The organism is Croceicoccus sediminis (genome assembly GCF_007570835.1).
Classification (GTDB): domain Bacteria; phylum Pseudomonadota; class Alphaproteobacteria; order Sphingomonadales; family Sphingomonadaceae; genus Croceicoccus; species Croceicoccus sediminis.
Window position 1 is genome coordinate 145,837 of record NZ_SUNC01000004.1, and the last position, 22,685, is coordinate 168,521.

Here is a 22,685-nt window from a genome sequence, read left to right on the forward strand (position 1 = left end):
TTCAGGCGACGACGGGTTCGAGCACCGCGATCGTCCCGGCGTCTGCGTCGATTTCGACCTCGACGCCAAGCGGGATGCTCAACTGATCCCGGATATGGCCAATGTTCGCGCCAAGGAATGCCGGAATGCCAAGCGGTTCGACCCATTGGCGCACGACGTCGGGCACGGTGAAGCCTGCATAGTCCGGCTCATCGGTGGCGCAGCGGGTACACTGGCCGAAGACCAGGCCGGACAGCTTGCCCAATATGCCCGAAAGCGAAAGCTGGCTCATCATGCGGTCGATCCGGTACTCGGCCTCTCCCACGTCCTCCAGAAAAAGGATCGCGCCATCGAAGTCGGGCAGCCAACCGGTGCCGACCAGCGCGGTCAGCACGGTGAGGTTTCCGCCCAGCATCTTGCCCCGCGCCTTGCCCGGCGCGATGGTGGCAAAGGGGATCGGAAGATCCTGCCGCGCCCCGCCCAGCACCGGGGCGGCCCCGGCAAAGGCAAGCCACCAGAAGCTTTCCCAACTGCGTTTCAGCCAGCTGCTCGACAGGTTGGGCGCGCTGATCGTCGGGTATTGGGCCTTTGCCGCAAAGGCCATGTGCAGGCCGGTCACGTCGCTGAAACCGACCAGAAGTTTGGGATTGCGCCGGATCAGGTCCCAGTCGAGCCGATCCAGAATGCGGGCCGAACCCCAGCCGCCCCGAACCGCGAAAACGGCGCGGACGTCGTCGTCGGCAAACATGGCGTTGATATCAGCCGCGCGCTCATCATCGGTCCCGGCAAGATAGCCGTATCGCGCCCCGACATGGTCGCCGATGCGTGGCACCAGACCCATGCCTTCGACGGTATGTCGCACACGGGCCAAGACCTCCGGCCCCGAGGTATAACCGGCCGGTTCGACCAACCCGACGACGTCCCCTTCGCGAAGGCGCGGCGGTTTTCGCGCCCGCTTGCGCGCGGCGACCGGCGCAGGGCCAAGCGCAAGCCCCGCGGCCGCGCCCAGTCCCGCCAGCGCCGCACGCCGCGTGGTCACCGCATCAGCACCAGTTCCTCGGCCATGCTGGGATGCAGGGCCACGGTATTGTCGAAGTCCTGCTTGGTCAGGCCCGCCTTTACCGCGATGGCGGCCGCCTGCAGGATTTCGGGCGCTTCGGGCCCGATCATGTGCAGACCTACGACTTTCTCGCTCGGAACTTCGACGATCAGCTTGTAAAGGCCGCGTTCCTGCCGCCGGGCGAAGATGTTCTTCATCGCGCGGAAGTCCGAGGAATAGACCTTGATGTTGCCATAAGTGTTGCGCGCCTCACCCTCGGTCATGCCGACACTGGCCAGCGGCGGCTGAGAGAACACGGCGCTGGGCACGCAGTCGTAGTCCACCTTCGTCGGCTTGTCGCCGAAGACGGTATCGGCAAAAGCCTGACCTTCGCGGATGGCGATCGGGGTCAGCTGGATACGGTCGGTAACGTCGCCCACGGCATAGATGCTGTCGCAGCTGGTCTTCGAATATTCGTCGACCACGATCTCGCCCTTCTCGCCCAGTTCGACACCGGCGCTTTCAAGACCGAGACCATCGGTGTTGGGGCGGCGGCCCGTGGCGACAAGGACCTTGTCGGCGACCAGCACGTCCTGTCCTTCAAGATGGACATCGAACGCGCCGTCGTCGCGTTTCTCAACCTTCTGGAACGGGCAGTGGAACTTGTACTCGATCCCGCGGCTCATCGTGATCTGCAGAAGTCGGTCGCGAAGGCTCTCGTCATAGCCGCGCAGGATCACCGCCGAACGGTTCACGACCGTCACGTGGCAGCCCAGCGCATTGAGGATTCCCGCGAATTCGAGCGCGATGTAGCCTGCCCCTGCAATCACGACACGCTTGGGCAATTCGTCGAGATGGAACACCTCGTTCGAAGTGATGCAATGCTCCGACCCTTCGAATTCCGGGACGAACGGCCAGCCACCCACGGCGACGAGTATGTATTTCGCGCTGACTTCCCGGCCCGATGCCAGCTTCACGGTATTGCTTCCGCTCACCACGGCGCGTTCCATGATCCGCTCCACCCCGTGGCTTTCGAGCGTTTTTTCGTAAAGACCGTTCAACCGATCGACATCGCCCATCACGTGATCGCGCAGGCGATTCCAGTCGAACTGCGGATTTTCGAAAGACCAGCCGTAATTTTCCGCATCTTCCAGGTCTTCGGCGAAATGGCTGCCATAGACGAGCAGCTTCTTGGGCACGCAGCCGCGGATCACGCAAGTCCCGCCGATGCGATATTCCTCGGCAATGGCCACCTTCGCGCCGTGTGAGGCCGCGACACGGGCGGCGCGCACGCCCCCGGAGCCTGCACCGATAACGAAAAGGTCGTAGTCAAAATCTGCCATGGGGTCTCCTGGTCCGAACCGTTCACACACATAGGAACGGGTCGTCCGATCGCAATGCGTTAACGCGCATACGCTGGAGGTTAAGGGCGCGGGTTGCGCGCCCCTTGTGCGTCAGTCCTTCAGGCCTGCAGTCTTCAGCAACGCCTCGGTGCTGGGGTCGAAACCCTCGCCCTCTCCGGCCGCGATCTGGTTGGCGATCTGCTTGCCAAGCTCTACCCCGAACTGGTCGAAGGGGTTGATGCCCAGAAGAACCGCATTGGCAAAAGTGCGATGTTCGTGAAACGCGATCAGCGCGCCCAGTGTCGCGGGGTCCATCTTCTCGCACAGGATCGTGGCCGAAGGGCGATTGCCCGGATAGGCGCGCGCACCGTCGTCGCTGTCCTTGCCCGCCATCAGCGCCGCGCCCTGCGCGAAACAGTTGGTCAGCAGGATGGCGTGATGTTCGGGGTCAAGGTCATGGCCCGGCTGCTTTACCGCGATGAAGTCCACCGGCACTTCGACCGTGCCCTGGTGCAGCAGCTGGAACACCGCGTGCTGCGCATCGGTGCCCACCCCGCCCCAGGTGATCGGCGCGCTTTGCCGGCCAAGCGGCGAACCGTCGGCAAGGACGGACTTGCCGTTCGATTCCATCTCCAGCTGTTGAAGATAGTCGGGAAACAGGGCCAGCCGTTCGTCATAGGCGAAAACCGCTCGGGTCTGGCAGCCGCGCAGCTGCACGTACATCAGGTCGACGAAGGCGGCGCGCAGGGGCAGGTTGGCGAAGCCATCGGCATCGGCAAAATGGCGGTCGACAGCGGCGGCCCCTTCGAGGAATTCGGCAAAACCGTCCCAGCCTAGCGCGATGGCGACCGGAAACCCGATCGAGGACCAGAGCGAATACCGCCCGCCCACGCTTTCCGAAAACGGCAGGACGCGCGTTTCGTCAACGCCCCATTCAACCGCCTTATCCGGGCTGGCAGTCAGCGCGACGACCTTGCCATAGGCGTCGGCCACGCCCGATTCCTCCAGCCACTGGATGGCGCTGGCCGCGTTGGTCATCGTCTCTATCGTGGTGAAGGTCTTGGACGCCACCGCGATCATCGTCGTCGCCGGATCGCAAGCCTCGAACGCGGCTTCCAGTGCGTTGCCGTCGATGTTGGATACGACGTGCACGTCGACCGGCGCGCGCCATTCCGCCGTGGGCCGGGCCAGCGCGTCAATGGCAAGCGCGGGGCCAAGCGCGGAACCGCCGATGCCGATGTGGATCAGGTGCTTTACGGGTCCGAACACGCCCCCGTGGATCGCCTCCACCAGACCGCGCATCCGCATGTGAAAGGCATCCGCCTCCGCCACGCTTTCATCCGCGCCCATGCCGCGCTGCGCGGTATGTTCGGCGGCGCGCCCCTCGGTCGGATTGGCCATGCCGCCGTTCAGCATCGTCTCGCGCGCGGTATCGAAACCGGCGGCACTGGCCAAAGCCTCGAACCCGGCGACCAGATCGTCGGACAAATGCGTCTTGGACCAGTCGAACAGAATATCCGATCCGGGCACCGCCAAAGTCGCCGAATACCTGCCCACGCGGTCCGCGTCGGCAGCGAACAGATCCTTCAACGTCGCGGTCGGCGCATTTTCAAGGGCAGTCCAGCAAGCAGCGGTATCGGTCATCGGGGGAGTGGTTCCTTCGTTTTGCTTTGCAACACCCGGTTACTGCCCTATGCCGCGCAGGCTTACCAGTGGGCATGGATGAAACACCTCGAATGCGTTTGAAATTCGGCAAAGGGAAAGACGTTGACGGCGCAGATGCCGGCACCGCACCCGCGAAAAAGGAAAAGAAGGAGGACAGCTTCGTCGTCTTCCTGTTGAAGCTGGCGATCGTCGTCTTCATCTTTCGCAGCTTCATATTCTCGCCGTTCTCGATCCCGTCGGAATCGATGCTGCCGCGCCTCTTGATCGGGGACTACCTGCTGGCCGCGAAATGGCCCTATGGCTACACGCGCTATTCGATGCCGTTCAACCTGCCGCTGATACCGGGGGGCCGCATCTTCGCATCGGATCCGGAACGCGGCGACATCGCCGTGTTCAAGGCGCCGCCGACGGCGGAGGTGGACTATATCAAGCGGGTCATCGGCCTGCCGGGCGACCAGATCCAGATGCGCGACGGCACGCTTTACATCAACGGCGACGAAGTGGCGAAGCGCAAGATCGACGACTTCGTCCTGCCGATCACGCAGAACATGATCGATGCCGCCGCTCTCGAAGGCCGCCCCTCGCCCTGCGCGCGCACCGATTTCGAGGAAGTGGACGCGGCCGGACAGGGCTTCTGCCGCTATCCCCGCTATGTCGAGACGCTGCCCGAAGGGCGCAGTTACGAAGTGCTCGATATCGCCATCACGCCGCAGGACACGACACAAGTATTCACCGTCCCGGCAGGGCACGTCTTCATGATGGGCGACAACCGCGACAATTCCGAAGACAGCCGCTTTCCCGCCGAAGTCGGCGGCGGTGTCGGCATGGTGCCGATGGAAAACCTCGTCGGACGGGCCGAAATCATGATGTGGTCGACCGACGGTTCGGCACAATGGCTGCTTCCCTGGACCTGGTTCACCGCCGCGCGCTGGGACCGGCTGGGCACGACGTTCTGATCCGGCCATGACACTGTCACCCGAAACGACGGACTGGATCGCGGCGCAAACCGGGCATCCGGCCAAGGATGAGCGCCTGTGGATCGCGGCGCTGACCCATGGCAGCACCGGCGAGGATTTCGACTATCAGCGGCTGGAATTCCTGGGCGACCGCGTCCTGGGGCTGGCGATTGCCGAATGGCTCTACGAACGCGCAGAGGATGCCGAGGGCAAGCTGTCGCAGCGCCTCAACGCGCTTGTCAGCCGCCAGTCCTGTGCCCTTGTCGCGCGGGAAATCGGGCTGTCCGCGCACATGCGCCTTGGCAAGCAGGCCCGCGCCGACGGCGGTCTGGACAGCGACAATATTCTTGGCGACATGATCGAATCCCTGATCGGCGCCTGCCAGCTGGATCACGGGTTCGAAGTCGCCCGCGCACTGGTACGCAACTGGTTCGGCGATGCGGTCGAAGGGCGCGCCGGGCGCAAGAAACATCCCAAGTCCGCCTTGCAGGAATGGGCCGCCGGCAACCGCCGCAAACCGCCCGAATACGAACTGCTCGACCGTTCCGGTCCCGACCATGCCTCTCGCTTCACCGTGCGTGTCAGCGTGCGGGGCGTGGGCGATGCGACCGGCGAAGGCGATTCCAAGCAACAGGCCGAAACGTCGGCCGCATCGGCATTTCTGGAAAAACATGGCTGAAGAACAGACACATTGCGGCGTCGTCGCCGTCATCGGCGCCCCCAACGCGGGCAAATCGACGCTGGTCAACGCGCTCGTCGGGCAGAAGGTGGCGATCACCAGCCCCAAGGCGCAGACCACCCGTGCGCGCCTTCTGGGCGTTGCGCTTCTGAACGAAACGCAGATCGTTCTGGCCGACACGCCCGGCATCTTTGCCCCGCGCCGCCGGCTCGACCGCGCGATGGTGTCCGCCGCCTGGGAAGGCGCAGAGGCGGCCGATGCGATCCTGCTCGTCGTCGATAGCGTGAAGCTGCGCCGTCACGAACTGGAACCGCTTCTCGAAACGCTGGCTAACCGCAAGGAACGCAAGCTGCTTGTCCTGAACAAGGTCGACATCTCGAAAAAGGACGCGCTGCTGCTGCTGGCGCAGGACCTGAACGAGAAAGCGGATTTCGACGAGGTCTTCTTCGTCTCCGCCATGACCGGCGACGGCGTGCCCGAGCTGAAAGCGCGACTGGGCGAAATGATGCCCGTAGGTCCGTGGCTTTACCCCGAAGACCAGGTTTCAGACGCGTCGGAGCGTTTGCTGGCCGCCGAGATCACTCGCGAACAGCTTTACCGCCAGCTTCGCGAGGAGCTCCCCTATGACAGCGCCGTCCGGCCCGAGGCCTATCGCCAGAACGATGACGGCTCGGTCGAGATCCGCCAGCAGATAGTCGTCGGCCGCGATACGCAAAAGGCCATCGTGCTCGGCAAGGGCGGATCGCGCATCAAGGCCATCGGCGAAGCCGCACGCCAGGAATTGAGCGAACTGCTGGGTCAGAAGGTCCACCTGTTCCTCCACGTGAAGGTGGAGGAGAACTGGGCCGAGAACCGCGAATTTTACGAAGTGCTCGGCCTCGACTGGGTGAAGTAAGCAGCTAGAGCGGGACGTTCGCCTCGCTCTGCCGGGCCTGTGCGGCGGTTACCGTATTGAAGCGGAACATCGTGCAGGCCGCGGCCAGGATGGCAAAGCCGATCGACACATAGAACGGCACCGGCCCCAGCCCCAGCCCAAGGCCGAGCAACAGGCCCACCACAGCCGCCGCCGTCGCCTGACCCAGCAGGCGCGAGGTCGACAGGATGCCCCCTGCCGCGGCAGACCGGCTCATCGGGGCATTCCCGATGGCAAGCCGTGAATTGGGCGCGAGGAAGAAACCGAAACCCATCGCGGTGATCGAAAGCCGCCAGGCGATGTTCCACGGCCCCGCATCGTTGGGCAGGATCGCCAGCAGGACAAGGCCGATGATCGCAACGATGAGGCCCGGCACGCCGAGCTTGCTCGCCGCGACACGGTCCGAAAGCCAGCCCGCCGTGGGCGAGACGAACAGCAGGGTAAGAGGGAACGGAAGCAGCAACAGCCCGACCTGATCGGGCGAATAGCCCATGCCCTGTTCCAGCCGGAACGGCAGCGAAATCATCAGCGCCCCGGCGGACAGGAAAACGGCAACGGCGGCCAGCGCCGAAAGACCGATGACCGGCATCTTCAACAGGTCGACCGGAACAATGGGTCGATCCCGCTTGCTCTCCCGCCGGACCAGCAGCCACGCCGATACACCGCCAGCGATAATCGTGGCGATGCCAACGGTACGCATGCTCTCATGGCTCGCCAGCTGCAGACCGCCGATGAGTAGCGCCATGGTCAGTGCGCTCCACAAACCGCCGGTCCAGTCGGTTTTGCCTTCGCGCGGCTGCGGATCGGGTAGCGCGCGGCCCAGCAGGAGCGAGATCACCGCAAGCGGCGCGGCCACGTAAAACACGCTCTGCCAAGGGAAATTGGCAATGATATACCCGCCCAGTGTCGGCGCGAGAGCGGCGGAGGACGCGACGACGATCGAATTGAAACCAAGCCCCGCTCCCAGCGACTTTTCCGGGTAGATCGCGCGTACCAGCGCGACGTTGACGGCCATCGCCATCGACGCGCCGAATGCCTGTATCGCCCGCACGATGAGGAGCGTGGCGAAACTGTCGACGAAAAAGCACAGCGCGGACGCGACGCAGAACACCAGCTGCCCGATCTGATAGAGCTTGCGGTGCCCGATCCTGTCGCCAAGGCTGGCCAGCGGAAGCAGGCCCATGACCATGACAAGCTGGTAGATCGTGACGACGCTGGTGATCGCCCCTTCGGCAATGCCCAGTTCGCGCGAAAGCGTCGGCAAGGCGACATTGGCGATCTGCCCGTCGATGACGAGCAGCGAGAGACCGAAGGATATCGCCGCAATCGCGTAGAACCGGCGCGGCATGGGAAGGCCGGCATTGCCGTCCGGCGCCGCCGAACCATCGGCCTCCGGTTCCGGCGAACCAGTGTTCATCGTATCACTTCGCATCTGCAACATGGCCGGACAACGCCCGAGACACCGGCGGTATCCCGCGCCACGTCACGATCATTCAGCGTCCTTGGCAGCGTCCTTGGCGGGCGCCTTTTTCTTGGCTGCCGCCTTCTTCTTTGCAGGTGCCTTTTTCTTGGCCGCTTTCTTCTTTTTCTTCTTCGTACCGCCCTTGGCCGCGCGTTCGGTGATCAGGCGAACCGCGTCTTCCTCGGTCACGTCTTCGGGCTTCATGTCGCGCGGGATCGTGGCGTTGGTCGATCCGTCGGTGACATAGGGGCCATAGCGTCCGGCCAGCAGCTTCATCTCGCCGCCGCTTTCCGGGTGGTTGCCGAAAGTCTTGAGCGGTTCGGCCTTGGCCCGCGCGCCGCGCCCGCCGCGGTTCTGCGCCTCAGCCAAGAGGGTCACGGCCGCGTTCATGCCGGTGTCGAACACGTCCGCCGTGCTGGTCAGCTTCGCGTACTTGCCGTCGTGGCGCAGGTAGGGGCCATAGCGTCCGATGTTGGCCTCGATCTCTTGGCCGGTCTCGGGATGCTCTCCCACGATGCGCGGCAGCGAGAGGAGCTTGACCGCCCATTCGAGGTCGAGTTCGGGAATGTCCTTGGGGATCGACGCGCGGGCCGCTTCCTTGCCTTCACCCATCTGGATGTAGGGGCCGAAACGGCCGGTCTTGCGGACGATGTCCTCACCCGTTTCAGGGTGCTGCCCAACCACGCCGTCGCCGCCTTCTTCGCCATCGGCACCCGGCTGGCCGAAGCCGCGCGTGTACTTACATTCCGGATAGTTCGAGCAGCCGATGAACGGCCCGTTCCGGCTGCCGCGCAGCGACAGCTTGCCACCCTCCCTACCTGCATCGGCGCAAAGCGGGCAGGCGCGCGGATCGGTGCCGTCTTCCTTGGGCGGGAAGAGATAGTCCGAAAGGAATGTGTCGAGCTGCTCCATCACTTCGGACGGTTTGTGCTCCATGACCTCGTCGGACTTGGGCTTGAAGTCGCGCCAGAACGCGTCGAGCACGGCCTGCCAGTCGGCACGCCCGCCCGACACGTCGTCAAGCTCTTCCTCCATGCCGGCGGTAAAGTCGTAGGCGACGTAACGCTCGAAAAAGCGTTCGAGAAACGACGTCAGGAGACGGCCCGAATCCTCTGCGAAGAAACGGTTTTTCTCCGTGCGGACGTAATTGCGATCCTTAAGGACCTGGATGACAGAGGCATAAGTCGATGGACGCCCGATGCCCAGTTCCTCCATCCGCTTCACAAGGCTGGCTTCGGAGAAGCGCGGCGGGGGCTGGGTGAAATGCTGGGTCGCTTCGACGCCCTTCTTCGCCGGGCGGTCGCCTGCCTTCATGAAGGGCAGCAGACCGTCGTCATCGTCGTCGCTCTTCTGGTCGAGCCCCTCTTCGTACACCGCAAGGAAACCGGGGAACTTCACGACCTGCCCGGTCGCGCGCAGTTCGTGGCTGCCGGTGCCGTCGCGCATAGTGACGGTCGTGCGTTCCAGCGCGGCCGATGCCATCTGGCTGGCCATCGCGCGCTTGTAGATAAGGTCGTAGAGCTTGGCCGCATCGCCCTGCCCCGCGCGGTCGCGGGTGAAGTCGGTTGGCCGGATCGCCTCGTGCGCTTCCTGCGCATTCTTGGCCTTGGTCTGGTAATGGCGCGGCTTTTCGGGAAGGTAGTGCCCGCTGAAGCGGTCCGAAATCGCCTTGCGCGCATCGCTGATCGCACCGGGGTCCATCTGGACGCCGTCGGTACGCATATAAGTGATCGCGCCCTGTTCGTAGAGCCCCTGGGCAAGCCGCATCGTGTGGCTGGCCGAATAGCCGAGCTTGCGCGCGGCTTCCTGTTGCAGGGTCGATGTCGTGAACGGCGGGGCGGGATTGCGGCGCTGCGGCTTGGTCTCGACGTTCTCAACCGTGAAGAGGCCGTCCTCGACCGCCTTCTTCGCCCGCATCGCGATGCCTTCTTCGCCAAGCGAGAGGCGGTCCAGCTTGTTGCCCTCGAACTTGACCAGGCGCGCGTCGAACGCGGTGCCGTCATGCTCAAGCTTTGCCAGGATGTTCCAGTATTCCTGCGGCTTGAACGCTTCGATCTCGCGCTCACGCTCGACAATCAGGCGCAGGGCGACCGACTGGACGCGGCCCGCCGATTTCGCGCCCGGCAGCTTGCGCCACAGGACCGGCGAGAGGGTAAAGCCGAACAGATAGTCCAGCGCGCGGCGCGCGAGGTACGCATCGATCAGGTCGCGGTCCAGCTCTCGCGGAGCGGCCATCGCGTCGGTCACCGCCTTCTTGGTGATGGCGTTGAAGGTGACGCGCGACACGTCCTTGGGCAGCGCCTTGCGCTTGGCCAGAAGCTCCTGCACGTGCCAAGAAATCGCCTCTCCCTCGCGGTCAGGGTCGGTCGCGAGGATCAGGCGATCGGCCTGCTTGGCGGCGTCGGTGATCGCGCGGACCTGCTTCTGCTTGTCGCCGTAAAGCTCCCAATCCATGGCAAAGCCCTCGTCCGGGCGGACCGAGCCGTCCTTGGGCGGCAGGTCGCGGACGTGGCCGTAACTGGCCAGGACCTTGAAGTCCGAGCCGAGGTATTTTTCGATTGTCTTCGCCTTTGCGGGCGACTCGACGATAACAAGCTGCATTCAAATATCCCGAGAGGGGGCGGACGCGGTGACGCACCCGCTTACACGTGTACGCGCGAATTTGGGAACCGCCCCCTAGGACCGTCAAGCAGATAAACCAAGACCCGACCGTGATGTCACGGCCGGGTCCTCGTTTCGTAAAGCCGGTGATAGAACTTAGCGCAGGGCTGCCAGTTCGCCGACCAGAACCGTGTTGGCCGCGATCGCGGCATCGGTCGCACCTTCCGGATAGGCGCCTTCTTGTGGGATGAAGTTCCGCTTCTTCATGCCGTTCCAGCCCATGCCGCCAAGCACGTTCAACGCCTTCATCGCACCGCGCGCGACTTTCTCTCCGTCGCCCATCGCATTTTCCTGAGCGAAGAAATCGCCCTCGACGCCGACCGGCTCATTCAAGGTGATGGTCGTCGGCGTGTTCTTGCCGGTGAACAAAGTCAGCTTCGATCCGTTTTCGGCCACGGCCAGCACGCCCTGCATTCCGATGCTGGATGTAGACATGCTGCGACGCTTCTCGACTTCGGCAAAGTCGAGATAGTAGATCACGTTCACCACGCGCACCCCGGTCGATTTCACATATTCGTTGATGGCCGCAGTCGCCTTGTAACCGGACATGGCCGAGCCGAAGCCGCCAAAGCCGCCGGCCGGATAGTCGCCGGGCATGATCCGCGCGGCGCCCGTACCGTCGGCACCGTAGAACAGCACCTTGGCCTTTTCGGCGACCAGCGACTTTACCGTAACTTCCTTGGTCGAATCGACGGGCGCCAGCTTCTGATAAGCTTCCATCGCGGCCAGATTGGCGCGATCGAGAACGGTAAAGCCGGATGCCTCCAACTGCTTGACGAAATCGGCATAGGCCGCATCAGCCACTACCTGGAATTGCGCAGGATCGTACCCTTGCAAAGTACCCAGGCCAGTCGACTTGCCGCCGGAGCCGCCGCCAAAGATGCCGCCGCGCGCCTTTGACGTGTCCTTGCGCTCCACCATGACGCCAAGCGTGAATTGCCCGATGACCACCTGCTGCGTTCCAGCAGCATCGCTACCCTTGCTGACCTTGACGGGGCCCTTGCCGGCCATGGCTGGCTGCGCCGCAAGGCCGAATGCCAGCACGATCGCCAGCAGCATCTTCCTGAAAAATGTCATATTCCCCCCAGAACCAATGGATTTAACCGAAGGAAACGTATCGACCTGGCTTCTCCAGAGGCAAATGAGAACTGCGGGTCAAAACATTACAACGAAGGTAATGTCTGGCGATCAGGCACCCAGAGACACGCGCCCGCCGGCATGACGGGTCAGCCGCCCGGCCAGTTCCAGTTCGAGCAGGGCCAGTTGCACCGCAGCCGGACTTTCGCCGCTTGCCCGCACGATGTCGTCCACCGGCACCGGGGCGGAAGAAAGCAGGCTCTCGATGTCGGCAGGGGCCTGATCGGCCGGGTCCATCGGCTCGAACTGGGCGAACTCGGTCCGATCCTCGTGAAAGGTGGAGCGCGGCTGTCCGGTAAAGTCCTCGATCAGTTCGATGACGTCCTCGGGCGTTTGCACCAGGATTGCCCCGTCGCGGATCAGCTGGTTGCAGCCGCGCGCACGTCCGTCGAGCGGATTGCCCGGAATGGCCATGACCTCGCGCCCCGCTTCGCCGGCAAGCCGCGCGGTGATGAGGCTGCCGGACTTCGGCGCTGCCTCGACCACCAGTGTCCCCGCGCTCAACCCCGCGATGATGCGGTTGCGGCTCGGAAAGTGGCGCGCTTGTGGCTCGGTCCCCGGCGGCTGTTCGGCAATCAGCACGCCTTCGTTCGCGATCCGCTCCTGCAGTTCGGCGTGCTGGGGCGGATAGGCCACGTCGATCCCGCCCGCGATCACCGCCGCGGTCGCCCCGCCGGACAAGGCGCCTTCATGCGCGGCGCCGTCGATGCCGCGGGCAAGACCCGACACCACCAGTTTGCCCGCATCGGCCAGCGCTTCGCCGAACTGGCGGGCCAGCTTCATCGCCGCCGCGCTGGCATTGCGCGCGCCGACAATCGCCACTGCAGGACGGGCGAGCAGGTCCACAGCGCCGCGATATGTCACGATGGGCGGTGCGGACGGGGCCTGGCGCAAGAGCGCGGGATAGGCAGGATCGTCGTGAAACAGGTAACGCGCGCCCGCGCTGCGCACGGCCGCGATCTCTTCGCGGATACGATCGGCGTGCGCCACGCTCATCCGCCGTCCGCCCCGCGCCGCCATGTCTGGCAACGCTTCGAGCGCGGCGACGGCATTTCCGAAACGCTGCAAGAGCTGGCGGAATGTCACCGGCCCCACGTTGGGCGAGCGCAACAGGCGGATGCGGGCGAAAGCCTCTTCCTGAGTCAGGCTCATCGAAGTGCGATCAGTCCTTCTTGCTGCCGATGCGCGGCTCCTTGCCCGCAAGCAGGCGGCGGATATTGTCGCGGTGCCGCCACAGGACCACCAGCGCCATTGCGGCAAGCGCCGGGGCATAGAGCTGATAGCCCAGAACCTGCGCCGCGATCGGCGCTGCAAAGGCCGCGCACATCCCCCCCGCAGATGATATGCGGGTCAGCGCCAGAACCCCGATCCAGACGACCGCGAATACCAGGCCGACCGGCCATGCGAGGCCAAGCGCAACACCCATCAACGTCGCCACGCCCTTGCCGCCCTTGAACCGCAGCCAGATTGGATAGCAATGCCCGACGATGGCCGCGACACCGGCAATCGCCTCTAGCCCCGGCCAGAACGACCGGGCGAGGAACACGACCAGCAAGCCTTTCAACAGGTCCAGCAGCAATGTCGCGGCCGCCAGCCCCTTGCGCCCGGTGCGAAGAACATTGGTCGCCCCTGTCCCGCCCGATCCGATCTGGTGCAGATCGCCCGCGCCCGCCATGCGAACAAGGATCACCCCGAACGGGATCGAGCCGAGCACATAGCCCAGGATCAGGACCGAAAGCAGCGCGGTTGCAGACACTTGAACGGTTATCCTCTCTACCGGCGCGAAGGGCCGGCATCATTCGTGACAGCGACGCTAGCGTCCGTCAGTTTCGGGCACAAGCCACAGGGTCGGCTTGCCAAGGTGGCACGCCATCGCGCATGGCCTTTCGCGAGATGGAACGCGAAACGCAAGCGCCTGCCCCCGATGCCCCCCTGCTGATTTTCGATTCGGGGGTCGGCGGGCTTTCGGTCCTGGACGCGGTGCGCAAGGTATTGCCCGATGCGCCGATCATCTACGCCGCCGATAATGCGGGCTTGCCCTATGGCAGCAAGAGCGAGGCTGAGATCGCCGCGCGCGTTGCGGGCCTTCTGGGCCGCATGGCCGAACGCTATCGCCCGCGCCTTGCCTGTATCGCGTGCAACACGGCCAGCACGATCGCGCTGGGCATGGTGCGCGAGGTCCTGCACATCCCGATCGTCGGCACCGTCCCCGCGATCAAGCCCGCGGCGAAAATCACGCAGACCGGCACCATCGGCCTGATCGGAACCGAAGCGACGATCCGCCAGGAATACGTCGACAATCTCGAGGCCGAATTCGCCCAGGGCACGACCTTGCTGCGCCTTGCCGCACCCGACCTTGTCGCGGCGGCGGAAGCGAAGCTGCGCGGCGAACCGGTGAACCGCTCTGCGATCGTTGAGGCCGCCGATCGTCTGATGATGATGGCCAGCGGCAAACGGATCGACGTACTGGTCCTTGCCTGCACGCACTTCCCGCTCTTGTCGGAAGAACTGCAGAAGGCTTTCGGCCCCGAAGTCCGCCTGATCGACGGGGCCGAGGGGATTGCCCGCCGCATCGCCGCGCTGACCGAAGGCCAGCCCTTTGCCCGAAGCCGTCCCGACCGCGCCGTCTTCACGCGTGACGAGCCGGGTCTGTCCGGCCTGAAGGACGCACTGGCACGGCGCGGGATCGAAGAAATCGAGATTCTCTAAAAATTTCGCATCGTTCTTTGGGCCAATTTGACCTGACGCAAGGACGGCCTATCCTGATCCCGATCATAGCGGTGACCGGTCGTCATCCGTGCCGAGGGGGCCCCGGATGACGGCCAACCTTTGGCAACATGGTCACGCGGGGGCGACGACTTTTGGCACGGATCGGCCAAAGTTTTTGCAAGGAGAGGCTCGATGGACTATGGGCGCGATGGACGGAACGGGCTGACGGTCATCGACCGTGTCAAGCACCGCTGCGCCGCTGACCATTCGCAGGATAACGGAAGCGCGACAGTGAATTACGACCAGGTTTTCGATCAGGCCATCGAGCGCCTCCATACCGAAGGCCGCTACCGCGTCTTCATCGACATCCTGCGCAACAAGGGCGCATATCCCAACGCACGTTGTTTCGCCGGCCACAATGGGCCGAAGCCGATCACCGTGTGGTGTTCCAATGACTATCTCGCCATGGGTCAGCATCCCAAGGTGATCGAGGCGATGGAAGAGGCGCTTCACGACGTCGGCGCAGGGTCTGGCGGTACGCGCAACATCGGTGGCAACACGCACTACCACGTCGAGCTTGAGCACGAGCTGGCCGACCTTCACGGCAAGGAAGGCGCGCTGCTGTTCACGTCGGGCTATGTCTCGAACGACACAACGCTGACCACGCTGGGCAAGCTGCTGCCGGGCTGCGTGATCTTTTCGGACGAACTGAACCACGCCTCGATGATCGCGGGCATCCGCAATTCGGGCTGTGAAAAGCGCGTGTGGCGCCACAACGATCTTGAACACCTCGAAGAACTGCTGGTCGCCGAAGATCCGGACGTTCCCAAGCTGATCGCGTTCGAAAGCGTCTATTCCATGGACGGCGACGTCGCCCCGATCCACGCGATCTGCGACCTTGCCGACAAGTATAACGCGCTGACCTACATCGACGAAGTCCATGCCGTGGGCATGTACGGCGAACGCGGCGGCGGCATTTCGGAACGCGACAAGGCCGCCGACCGCATCGACATCATCGAAGGCACGCTGGGCAAGGCGTTCGGCGTGATGGGCGGATACATCGCGGCCGACCAGAAGATCATCGACTGCGTGCGTTCCTACGCGCCGGGCTTCATCTTCACGACTTCGCTTTCGCCGGTGCTCGTCGCGGGTGTCCTCGCCAGCGTGAAGCACCTGAAGTCCAGCAGCGTCGAGCGTGAGGGCCAGCAGGCCTCTGCCGCTTTCCTGAAGCAGGCGATGCGCGATGCTGGCCTTCCGGTGATGGATTCGACCACCCACATCGTGCCGTTGATGGTCGGCGATCCGGTGCGGGCGAAGAAGATCAGCGACATCCTGCTCGCCGAATACGGCGTCTATGTTCAACCGATCAATTTCCCAACGGTGCCGCGCGGGACCGAACGCCTGCGCTTCACGCCTGGCCCTGCGCATACCCGGGACATGATGACCGAACTCGTCGCCGCCCTTCTCGAAATCTGGGAACGGCTGGAGATGAAGCTGGCCGCCTGACACGGTGTCCAACGGTGAGGATGAGTCCCGCCTTCGGGACAAGGTCTTCGGACCGCTCATCAATTGCCGGAACCTCACCGACTTTCGCTGCGCCCGCTTTGCCGCCCGCACGGAAAATTTCATGCGCCTTGCCGATGCGAGGCCGGACATGACCTGCCAGTGGTTCGACCCGGACCTTTGGGAATCGCCGCGTAGCTTCCGCTAGGTCAGCGAAAGCCTTTCGCGCGCCGCGCCGTACTGGGCCTTCAGCGTCGCGATCCGTTCCGCCACCGGGACAACGGCTTCGACCGCGCCGATACCCTGCCCGCATCCCCAGATGTCCTTCCAAGCCTTCGCGCTGCCGAAATCCATGGCCGAGGGATCGCTTTCCGGCAGGTTGTCGGGGTCCATCCCCGCGTTCACGATCGAACCGCGAAGGTAATTGCCCAGAACGCCCGTAAACAGGTTGGAATAGATGATGTCCTCGGCACTGCTGTCGACGACCATCTGCTTGTAATCATCCGACGCCACAGCCTCTTCCGTCGCGATCAGGGCGGACCCGATATAGCCCAGATCGGCGCCCATGGCCTGCGCCGCCAGGATCGCGCCGCCATTCGCGATCGAACCGGACAGGGCCAGCGGCCCGTCGAACCACTGGCGAATTTCCTGGATCAGCGCGAAGGGCGACAGCGTGCCGGCATGGCCCCCTGCCCCGGCGGCGACCGCGACAAGGCCGTCTGCGCCCTTCTGGATCGCCTTGCGCGCGAACTTATCGTTGATCACGTCGTGGAAGACGATCCCGCCATAGGAATGGATCGCATCGTTCACTTCCTCTCTCGCCCCCAGGGAGCTGATCACGATCGGCACCTTGTACTTTACGCAAAGCGCGAGGTCTTCTTCCAGCCGCACGTTCGAGCGGTGGACGATCAGGTTTACCGCAAACGGCGCATCGTCATCGGTCAGTTCATCGTTGAGCCGCTGCAGCCAGCTTTCGAAGACGCCTTCGCCGCGCGCGTTCAGCGAGGGGAACGCGCCGACGATGCCCGACCGGCATTCGGCCAGGACCATATCCGGCTGGGAGATGATGAACATCGGCGCCGCGATGACCGGAAGGCGCAGGCGATCGGCAAGCAGGGGCGGCAGCGACATGGTGAATTTCTCCCGGTTTTGCCCGTGGCTAGCAGCGCCCCCCGCCCCTCACAAGAACGTTACGGAACGCTACCCCATGCCGAGGTAGATCGCGGTGATACCGATCGCGTTGTTCGTCATGTGCGCCGCGATGCAGGGCAGAAGCCTGCGCGAACACAGCACGTAGAGCGCGCCGAGGATCATCCCCATCAGCCCCGTCGCGATCACGCCTGACCACCCCTGGTAAAAGTGCGTCAGGCCGAAAACGACAGCGGACAGGATCGCGAGCGGCCATGCCATGTGCTTGCCGAACGCCGCGCTGCCCCACCCGATCACCGCGCCGCGGAAAATCACTTCCTCGAAAATGCCGCCGAAGATCAGGCCTAACGCCAACATGACGAGATAATTGGGAAGGTTGCCCTTCACTTCGTCGAACGCGCTCAGGTCCACAGGCTCTCCGGTCACGGCGGAGATGAGCGGTTCGACCCCCAGGCTGAACCCGATCGCCGTTACCGCACCCACCGCCATGCCGAGCAGGATCGAGGCAGGAACCGAGCGCCAGACGAGCGCCAGTACCGGCTTGCGACTGTTCGACAAGAGAATGAGCGCGAGGCCCACGACAAGGGCGGAAATCAGCGCACCGGCACCGGGCAGGAGCAGTGCGGGAAGGAAAACGCCTGCGATCAGCAATCCGCAGACGATACGTTCATTCTTCGCGGTCATCTATCGCCCCTTGCCCCCGTTCGATCAGGTTGCGAGCATCGGGCTATCAGGTCGCCAAGTAAAGCGCGGTCGAACCGATGAAGTTGAACGTCATGTGGGCGGCGATGCACGGCAGCAGGCGTCGTCCGCACAGCAGGTAGAGCGTGCCCAGCACCAGCCCCGCAAACCCGGTAACGATGGCCCCCGACATGCCGTAGTCCATGTGGGCATAACCGAAGACCGCAGTCGACAGCAGCATGATGACGGGTGCGAAACCCTTGCCGAAAATCTTCGCGCCCCAGCCGATGACATAGCCGCGGAACACGACTTCCTCTAGCACCGCACTGCCCAGCGCGATCAGCAGGACGAAGGCGTACATCGCCGGATTGCCCGCCGTCTGTTCCAGCCCGCCGATGCTGATGCCCTGACCGAACCGTTGTTCGACGAAGGGGCGGACGAAGTTGGCGATACCCCAGGCCATGCCGCCTCCCACTGCGATGCCAAGGAGGATGGATACGACCCGGTTCTTCCAGACCATCGCCAGCGTCGGCGCGCGCGCGCTTTTGAAGAAGACCAGCCCGATGGCGGCCAGCGCGATGGACGCGAATACGCCGAAACCGGGCTGCAGCGCCACAGGGACTAGCGGAAGCAGGCAGGCGATCGCCGCGATCAGCGTGCCGGTGGCCTTGGTGGCTTTGGATGACATGGCGATCGTCCCTAAAGCGGCAAGGCTAACAGGGCCTTACCGCCTTGGGCAATCTATCCCACAATCAGGTCAACGAAGCGAGACGACGTTGTCCGAAACGCGCGGATCGTCGCGGTCGCCGCGATAGAGGCTGCTCATCGGTTCGTCCGAAACCGTCTCCACCGGGCCGGAGCCGAAGCCGTTGAACCCGGTACGCATCGCCGCGCCATAGGCGCCTAGCATCCCGACCTCGATATAGTCGCCAGCCTTGATGTCACCGGGCAGCGGGAACGGCCCTTCCATGAAGTCGGCATCGTCGCAGGTCGGGCCGTAGAAGGAGAAATCCTCGGTTTCCACGTCATTGCCGGCGGTGCCGTCGGCAGCGATACGGCGAACGGGGAAGCGCCATGCCACGTGCGCGGCATCGAACAACGCGCCATAGGCACCGTCGTTGATGAACAGTTCGGTCCCGCGGCGCTTTTCCACGCGCACGATCATCGAATTGTATTCGGCGCACAGCGCACGGCCCGGTTCGCACCACAGTTCCGCGTTGTAGGCGATCGGCAGGGCATAGAAGTGCTGGTGGATGATCTTGAAATAGTCTTCCAGCGGCGGCGGTTCCATGCCCGGATAGATCGACGGGAAGCCTCCGCCGACGTCGATCATGTCGATGACCACCGATGCCTCGGCAATGGCGGCGCGCACGCGTTCGAGCGCCTGAACATAGGCAAACGGGCTCATCGCCTGCGAACCGACGTGGAAGCATACGCCCAGCCAGTCGGCGACCTGGCGAGTCGCCTGAAGCAGGGCTGGAGCCTCGGTCAGGTCGACACCGAATTTCGATGCCAGCGAAAGCTCGGAATATTCGGACGACACGCGCAGGCGCACGCAAAGGCGCAGGTCGGTCGCACCCTTGGTCGCACGCTGGATCTTTTCCAGCTCCTCGACCGAATCGAGGCTGAAGGTCTTGCAGCCGTGTTCGAAATAGGCCTCTGCAATCGCACGCTCGGTCTTGACCGGGTGCATGAAGCACAGCGTCGCCTGCGGCAGGGTTTCGCGCACCAGACGCACTTCGGCGATCGACGCGACGTCGTAATGCGTCACGCCCGATTCCCACTGCAGTAACAGCAAGTCGGACGACGGGTTCGCCTTTACCGCATAGAGCACCTTGCCCGGAAACTTTTCGACAAAGAATCGGGCCGCGCGCCGCGCAGCGTGCGGGCGGTTGAGGATGACCGGTTCGTCCGGAGCGAGGTCGCGGACTACAGAAGCGGCGTCAGGATGGATGTGCAATTCAAGGGACCCCCAGGACAACGTGTTCAACAAGGCTGCCTTGCGGTTTGGAAGTCCCCTTGGGGCAGCGAGGGGGCGCATATAAGGCAAGGCGCGCGAACTGCAAGCCAAAAGCGACGGAAAGGGCCCGGTTCCCACGACAAATCAACGCCGTTCCGAGGATATTTCCGCTGCGGCTTCGGCCATGCAGCATGACGTTCATACGCACGGCTGCAACCCGCCGTTCCGGTCACCCGCTACAGACCGTGCCCATGATAAGGCAGGTCGGGTATCTGAGTCAGAAAGTGACCTTGGGCACCTGGTCGACGACGCCTTTCTCGCTGTCATCCAGCCGGTGAAAGTCGGCCTGGGCGAATCCCAGCATCCCGGCAAAGACCACGGCGGGAAAGCTTTCGATCCCGGTGTTGTAGCGCGAAACCGCCGCGTTCAGCGCCCGGCGCGCTGCGGCCAGCTTATCTTCCACATCTGAAAGTTCGCGCTGCAACTCCTGAAAATTGGCGCTTGCCTTGAGGTCGGGATAGGCCTCGCCCAGTGCCATCAGGCGGTCGAGCGCGACGCGAAGGCCCGCCTCGTCGCTCGAATCTATCGTGCCCGTAGCGGCCTTGTTGCGGGCCGAGATCACGGCGTCGAGCGTCTCCTGCTCGTGACTGGCATAACCCTTCACCGTGTTGACGAGATTGGGCACCAGATCATGCCTTTGCCGCAGCTGCGCATCGATGTCGGCAACGCCCTGCTTCACGTTCTGACGCAGCGCGACGAGCTGGTTGTAGATCCCGATCACGATCACGGCCAGCACCACCACGATGACCAGCACCACGATCCCAACAACACCCATGTCGATATTCCCCTTCGCAGCCTTCACAGGCCTTTTACGGTCAATATGTTAAGCAAAGCAAACGGGGGGCTTTCAGGGACGTGATCGAAAATCTCAATCCGCAGGCACTGATGGTCGGGCCGCTTGGGGACTGGCTGGACGAGCAGCGCGATATGCGCGCACAGGCAAGGGCCAGGACGAACCGCCGCGCATGGAATGCCGCCATCGTGCTGCTGCCCCTGATCGCGGCGGGGCTTATCCTGGTGCAGATCGAATTGATGGCGAAAGTCGTGGTATCCGTCTTCATCGGGGTGCTGGCATGGATCTGGATCCAGCAACCCGTTGCCAAGGCCAGGAAGGCCATGAAAGTCGGCATCAACGAGGCAATCGCCGGATCGCTCGGCCTGACCTATTCGCACGACTTCGATCCGGGCGAACATTTCGAAAGGGCGAAAGGCTTTGGCCTGGTGCCGAGCTACGACCGATCTGTCTTCGAGGATTTGTGGCAAGGTCAGTTCGATGGACAGCCGTTCCTGCTGCACGAGGCAAAGCTGGAAGAACAGCGCGGCAGCGGCAAGAACCGGCGCTATGTCACCGTGTTCAAGGGCGCGATCATCGCAATCGGATTTTCACGCGACTTTCACGGCACCACCCTGTTGCAACGGGCAAGCAAGCATCGCGGGTTCTTTGGTGGGCGCAAGGACACGATCAAGCTGAACGGCGTGACCCTCGATCACGTCGACCTCGTCCATCCCGAATTCGGTGACGCGTTTGCCGCCTGGTCCAGCGATCAGGTCGAGGCCCGCTATCTGATCCATCCGGCCTATGTCGAACGGTTGATAGCGATCGAAAACGCCTTTTCCGGCAAGAACATCCGCACGCTGTTCCACGCAGGCGAAGTGCTGGTCGCCATCGAATCGGGCAACATGTTCGAAAGCGGATCGATCGATCCGGACAAGGACCACGAACTGATTGCAAAGACGTGCGAGCAATTCTCCTCGCTCGCCGGGCTGGCCCGGTCGCTCGACGAAGCTGCGCGCTAACCTTTCAGGCCGTCCGAAGTGGTGCCGCGCGAAAAGGCCCCGATCGACGACATGAACAGCCGCCCGCCGTGTTTCGCAGCTTCTGGCCCGATGTTCTGGTAGGCGATGCTTTTCAGATCCTCCTCGCTCAACGGTTGGAGCGGTTCGGGCTTGGTCTCGATAATCTCGAGCAGGCGGGCATCGTCGGCTTCGCGGTCGCCCGAAAGATCGCCGATCCGTTCCAGCACGATGGGAAGCGCGGCCGGGGTGCGCGCCGGGTCCAGCGCGGAGAGCAGTAGGATGCCGTCCATCGACATCGCGCGCGGCAATGTTACGCCCTTCATCAGCACGATCAGCGGCGTACGGCCAACCGGATCGAACAGGAAAACATAGAGATTGCCCGCCATCGGGAACATCCAGCCTTCGAACTTCAGGCCGGAGCCTTCCATCGAAACCTCGATCATGCCGTCGTCGGTCAGGCGAAAGATGCCATAGTCGTGAAACAGCTCCGTCGGCATCAGGACCGACGGACGCGTCGTGCGCCAGAACCCTGTATAAGTCTCGGCACGGAAGGCGATGTCCGACTCCGAAGCCTCCACGATCTTGGCGAAAGGACCGTTGGCGCGCATTTCAGGCCCGCTGGGCACGCCAGCGCGGAAGGCGATGCCGATCCGGTCCGCAAGGACAGCCTGTTCCTCGTACCAGTCCGCCAGCGTCAGCATCGGGAAGGTTTCCTGGAACACGGCAGTCAGCTTGGCGAGGTTGTGTTCGCCCGGATGGATCGACCCCTTGACCCAGCGGCCGACGAGCGACTTGTCCACCCCGACCTGCTGCGCAAGGGCGACCCTGCTCAAGGAAGAGGCCTTGAGCAGCATGTCGAGCTTTGCAGAAAGGTCGGCAACCCGTTTCATTAAGCATGCCATCTAATGCGATTCCGCAAGAATGCAACCGGGTTGCATGAAAGTTGCATTGCGATGCGCCGCTTGGTGCAACTCCCATCGAATCCCATTTTG

At 63.5% G+C, this 22,685-nt stretch carries 21 protein-coding genes; 7 read left to right on the forward strand and 14 right to left on the reverse strand.

Features of this window, described 5'->3' with window-relative positions; translation table 11 throughout:
• Nucleotide 1 precedes the first annotated feature (1 nt).
• The 3 genes from FAX90_RS13790 to pgi form a co-directional block, all read right to left on the reverse strand.
• Nucleotides 2-1,018 (reverse strand): S66 peptidase family protein, encoded by a 1,017-nt coding sequence (locus FAX90_RS13790; protein ID WP_144098003.1) that lies wholly within the window; start codon nt 1,016-1,018, stop codon nt 2-4.
• The gene (gene gor / locus FAX90_RS13795; RefSeq protein WP_144098004.1) at nt 1,015-2,361 is read right to left on the reverse strand and encodes a glutathione-disulfide reductase; all 1,347 of its coding nucleotides are present in this window, start codon (nt 2,359-2,361) and stop codon (nt 1,015-1,017) included. Before gor ends, FAX90_RS13790 begins: the two co-directional genes overlap by 4 nt.
• Before the next feature lie 111 nt (nt 2,362-2,472).
• A complete protein-coding gene (gene pgi, locus FAX90_RS13800) occupies nt 2,473-4,005 on the reverse strand; it encodes a glucose-6-phosphate isomerase (protein WP_144098005.1) in 1,533 nt (510 codons plus the stop codon).
• Nucleotides 4,006-4,097: 92 nt separating this feature from the next.
• Here pgi and lepB point away from each other — a divergent pair, with 92 nt between their 5' ends.
• From lepB to era, 3 genes are read left to right on the forward strand one after another with little or no spacing between them, the layout of a single operon-like run.
• On the forward strand, nt 4,098-4,982 hold the full coding sequence (lepB, locus tag FAX90_RS13805; RefSeq protein ID WP_144098006.1) for a signal peptidase I: 885 nt from the start codon (nt 4,098-4,100) through the stop codon (nt 4,980-4,982).
• A gap of 7 nt (nt 4,983-4,989) precedes the next feature.
• Nucleotides 4,990-5,661 (forward strand): ribonuclease III, encoded by a 672-nt coding sequence (rnc, locus tag FAX90_RS13810; protein WP_144098007.1) that lies wholly within the window; start codon nt 4,990-4,992, stop codon nt 5,659-5,661.
• Nucleotides 5,654-6,556, forward strand: a complete 903-nt coding sequence (era, locus tag FAX90_RS13815) for a GTPase Era (RefSeq protein ID WP_144098008.1) — start codon at nt 5,654-5,656, stop codon at nt 6,554-6,556. The genes rnc and era overlap by 8 nt, the downstream gene beginning before the upstream one ends.
• A gap of 4 nt (nt 6,557-6,560) precedes the next feature.
• On the opposite strand, the gene FAX90_RS13820 is transcribed toward era, so the two are convergent.
• From FAX90_RS13820 to plsY, 5 genes are all read right to left on the reverse strand, one after another.
• Nucleotides 6,561-7,991, reverse strand: a complete 1,431-nt coding sequence (locus FAX90_RS13820; protein WP_144098009.1) for an MFS transporter — start codon at nt 7,989-7,991, stop codon at nt 6,561-6,563.
• Between the two features lie 72 nt (nt 7,992-8,063).
• The gene (gene topA, locus FAX90_RS13825; RefSeq protein ID WP_144098010.1) at nt 8,064-10,637 is read right to left on the reverse strand and encodes a type I DNA topoisomerase; all 2,574 of its coding nucleotides are present in this window, start codon (nt 10,635-10,637) and stop codon (nt 8,064-8,066) included.
• A gap of 156 nt (nt 10,638-10,793) precedes the next feature.
• On the reverse strand, nt 10,794-11,774 hold the full coding sequence (locus FAX90_RS13830; protein ID WP_144098011.1) for a hypothetical protein: 981 nt from the start codon (nt 11,772-11,774) through the stop codon (nt 10,794-10,796).
• Between the two features lie 111 nt (nt 11,775-11,885).
• The gene (gene dprA / locus FAX90_RS13835; protein ID WP_144098012.1) at nt 11,886-12,986 is read right to left on the reverse strand and encodes a DNA-processing protein DprA; all 1,101 of its coding nucleotides are present in this window, start codon (nt 12,984-12,986) and stop codon (nt 11,886-11,888) included.
• 10 nt (nt 12,987-12,996) lie between these two features.
• Nucleotides 12,997-13,590, reverse strand: coding sequence for a glycerol-3-phosphate 1-O-acyltransferase PlsY (gene plsY, locus FAX90_RS13840; protein WP_240704920.1), 594 nt, complete (start codon nt 13,588-13,590; stop codon nt 12,997-12,999).
• Between the two features lie 122 nt (nt 13,591-13,712).
• On the opposite strand from plsY, the gene murI reads away from it, so the two are divergent.
• The 3 genes from murI (at nt 13,713) to FAX90_RS13855 (ending at nt 16,254) form a co-directional block, all read left to right on the forward strand.
• Nucleotides 13,713-14,543 carry a glutamate racemase gene (murI, locus tag FAX90_RS13845; protein ID WP_144098013.1) on the forward strand — a complete coding sequence of 277 codons (831 nt, stop codon included), beginning with the start codon at nt 13,713-13,715 and terminating at the stop codon, nt 14,541-14,543.
• Between the two features lie 291 nt (nt 14,544-14,834).
• A complete protein-coding gene (hemA, locus tag FAX90_RS13850) occupies nt 14,835-16,049 on the forward strand; it encodes a 5-aminolevulinate synthase (protein WP_144098223.1) in 1,215 nt (404 codons plus the stop codon).
• 4 nt (nt 16,050-16,053) lie between these two features.
• Nucleotides 16,054-16,254, forward strand: coding sequence for a hypothetical protein (locus FAX90_RS13855; RefSeq protein WP_144098014.1), 201 nt, complete (start codon nt 16,054-16,056; stop codon nt 16,252-16,254).
• Here the strand turns inward: FAX90_RS13855 and FAX90_RS13860 are convergent.
• The 5 genes from FAX90_RS13860 to FAX90_RS13880 form a co-directional block, all read right to left on the reverse strand.
• On the reverse strand, nt 16,251-17,177 hold the full coding sequence (locus tag FAX90_RS13860) for an NAD(P)H-dependent flavin oxidoreductase (protein WP_144098015.1): 927 nt from the start codon (nt 17,175-17,177) through the stop codon (nt 16,251-16,253). The genes FAX90_RS13855 and FAX90_RS13860 overlap by 4 nt on opposite strands.
• Nucleotides 17,178-17,246: 69 nt before the next feature.
• Nucleotides 17,247-17,879 carry a CPBP family intramembrane glutamic endopeptidase gene (locus tag FAX90_RS13865; RefSeq protein WP_144098016.1) on the reverse strand — a complete coding sequence of 211 codons (633 nt, stop codon included), beginning with the start codon at nt 17,877-17,879 and terminating at the stop codon, nt 17,247-17,249.
• Nucleotides 17,880-17,925: 46 nt separating this feature from the next.
• Nucleotides 17,926-18,564, reverse strand: a complete 639-nt coding sequence (locus FAX90_RS13870; protein ID WP_144098017.1) for a CPBP family intramembrane glutamic endopeptidase — start codon at nt 18,562-18,564, stop codon at nt 17,926-17,928.
• A 69-nt stretch (nt 18,565-18,633) separates the two neighbouring features.
• Nucleotides 18,634-19,836 carry an alanine racemase gene (locus FAX90_RS13875; protein ID WP_144098018.1) on the reverse strand — a complete coding sequence of 401 codons (1,203 nt, stop codon included), beginning with the start codon at nt 19,834-19,836 and terminating at the stop codon, nt 18,634-18,636.
• 277 nt (nt 19,837-20,113) lie between these two features.
• On the reverse strand, nt 20,114-20,671 hold the full coding sequence (locus tag FAX90_RS13880) for a LemA family protein (protein WP_144098019.1): 558 nt from the start codon (nt 20,669-20,671) through the stop codon (nt 20,114-20,116).
• Between the two features lie 80 nt (nt 20,672-20,751).
• Between FAX90_RS13880 and FAX90_RS13885 the strand changes: the two genes are divergently transcribed.
• A complete protein-coding gene (locus FAX90_RS13885; RefSeq protein WP_144098020.1) occupies nt 20,752-21,693 on the forward strand; it encodes a DUF3137 domain-containing protein in 942 nt (313 codons plus the stop codon).
• Here FAX90_RS13885 and FAX90_RS13890 read toward each other — a convergent pair.
• Complete coding sequence (locus FAX90_RS13890; RefSeq protein ID WP_170234993.1) at nt 21,690-22,583, reverse strand: helix-turn-helix domain-containing protein; 894 nt, start codon at nt 22,581-22,583, stop codon at nt 21,690-21,692. The genes FAX90_RS13885 and FAX90_RS13890 overlap by 4 nt on opposite strands.
• Between the last annotated feature and the right edge of the window lie 102 nt (nt 22,584-22,685).

What these genes read in the sequence shown, in the direction of transcription:
- gor (WP_144098004.1), bottom strand. Translation starts at nt 2,361, where the DNA reads ATGGCAGATTTTGACTACGACCTTTTCGTTATCGGTGCAGGCTCCGGG.
- pgi (WP_144098005.1), bottom strand. Translation starts at nt 4,005, where the DNA reads ATGACCGATACCGCTGCTTGCTGGACTGCCCTTGAAAATGCGCCGACC.
- lepB (WP_144098006.1), top strand. Translation starts at nt 4,098, where the DNA reads ATGCGTTTGAAATTCGGCAAAGGGAAAGACGTTGACGGCGCAGATGCC.
- rnc (WP_144098007.1), top strand. Translation starts at nt 4,990, where the DNA reads ATGACACTGTCACCCGAAACGACGGACTGGATCGCGGCGCAAACCGGG.
- era (WP_144098008.1), top strand. Translation starts at nt 5,654, where the DNA reads ATGGCTGAAGAACAGACACATTGCGGCGTCGTCGCCGTCATCGGCGCC.
- FAX90_RS13820 (WP_144098009.1), bottom strand. Translation starts at nt 7,991, where the DNA reads ATGAACACTGGTTCGCCGGAACCGGAGGCCGATGGTTCGGCGGCGCCG.
- topA (WP_144098010.1), bottom strand. Translation starts at nt 10,637, where the DNA reads ATGCAGCTTGTTATCGTCGAGTCGCCCGCAAAGGCGAAGACAATCGAA.
- FAX90_RS13830 (WP_144098011.1), bottom strand. Translation starts at nt 11,774, where the DNA reads ATGACATTTTTCAGGAAGATGCTGCTGGCGATCGTGCTGGCATTCGGC.
- dprA (WP_144098012.1), bottom strand. Translation starts at nt 12,986, where the DNA reads ATGAGCCTGACTCAGGAAGAGGCTTTCGCCCGCATCCGCCTGTTGCGC.
- murI (WP_144098013.1), top strand. Translation starts at nt 13,713, where the DNA reads ATGGCCTTTCGCGAGATGGAACGCGAAACGCAAGCGCCTGCCCCCGAT.
- FAX90_RS13860 (WP_144098015.1), bottom strand. Translation starts at nt 17,177, where the DNA reads ATGTCGCTGCCGCCCCTGCTTGCCGATCGCCTGCGCCTTCCGGTCATC.
- FAX90_RS13865 (WP_144098016.1), bottom strand. Translation starts at nt 17,879, where the DNA reads ATGACCGCGAAGAATGAACGTATCGTCTGCGGATTGCTGATCGCAGGC.
- FAX90_RS13870 (WP_144098017.1), bottom strand. Translation starts at nt 18,564, where the DNA reads ATGTCATCCAAAGCCACCAAGGCCACCGGCACGCTGATCGCGGCGATC.
- FAX90_RS13880 (WP_144098019.1), bottom strand. Translation starts at nt 20,671, where the DNA reads ATGGGTGTTGTTGGGATCGTGGTGCTGGTCATCGTGGTGGTGCTGGCC.
- FAX90_RS13890 (WP_170234993.1), bottom strand. Translation starts at nt 22,583, where the DNA reads ATGAAACGGGTTGCCGACCTTTCTGCAAAGCTCGACATGCTGCTCAAG.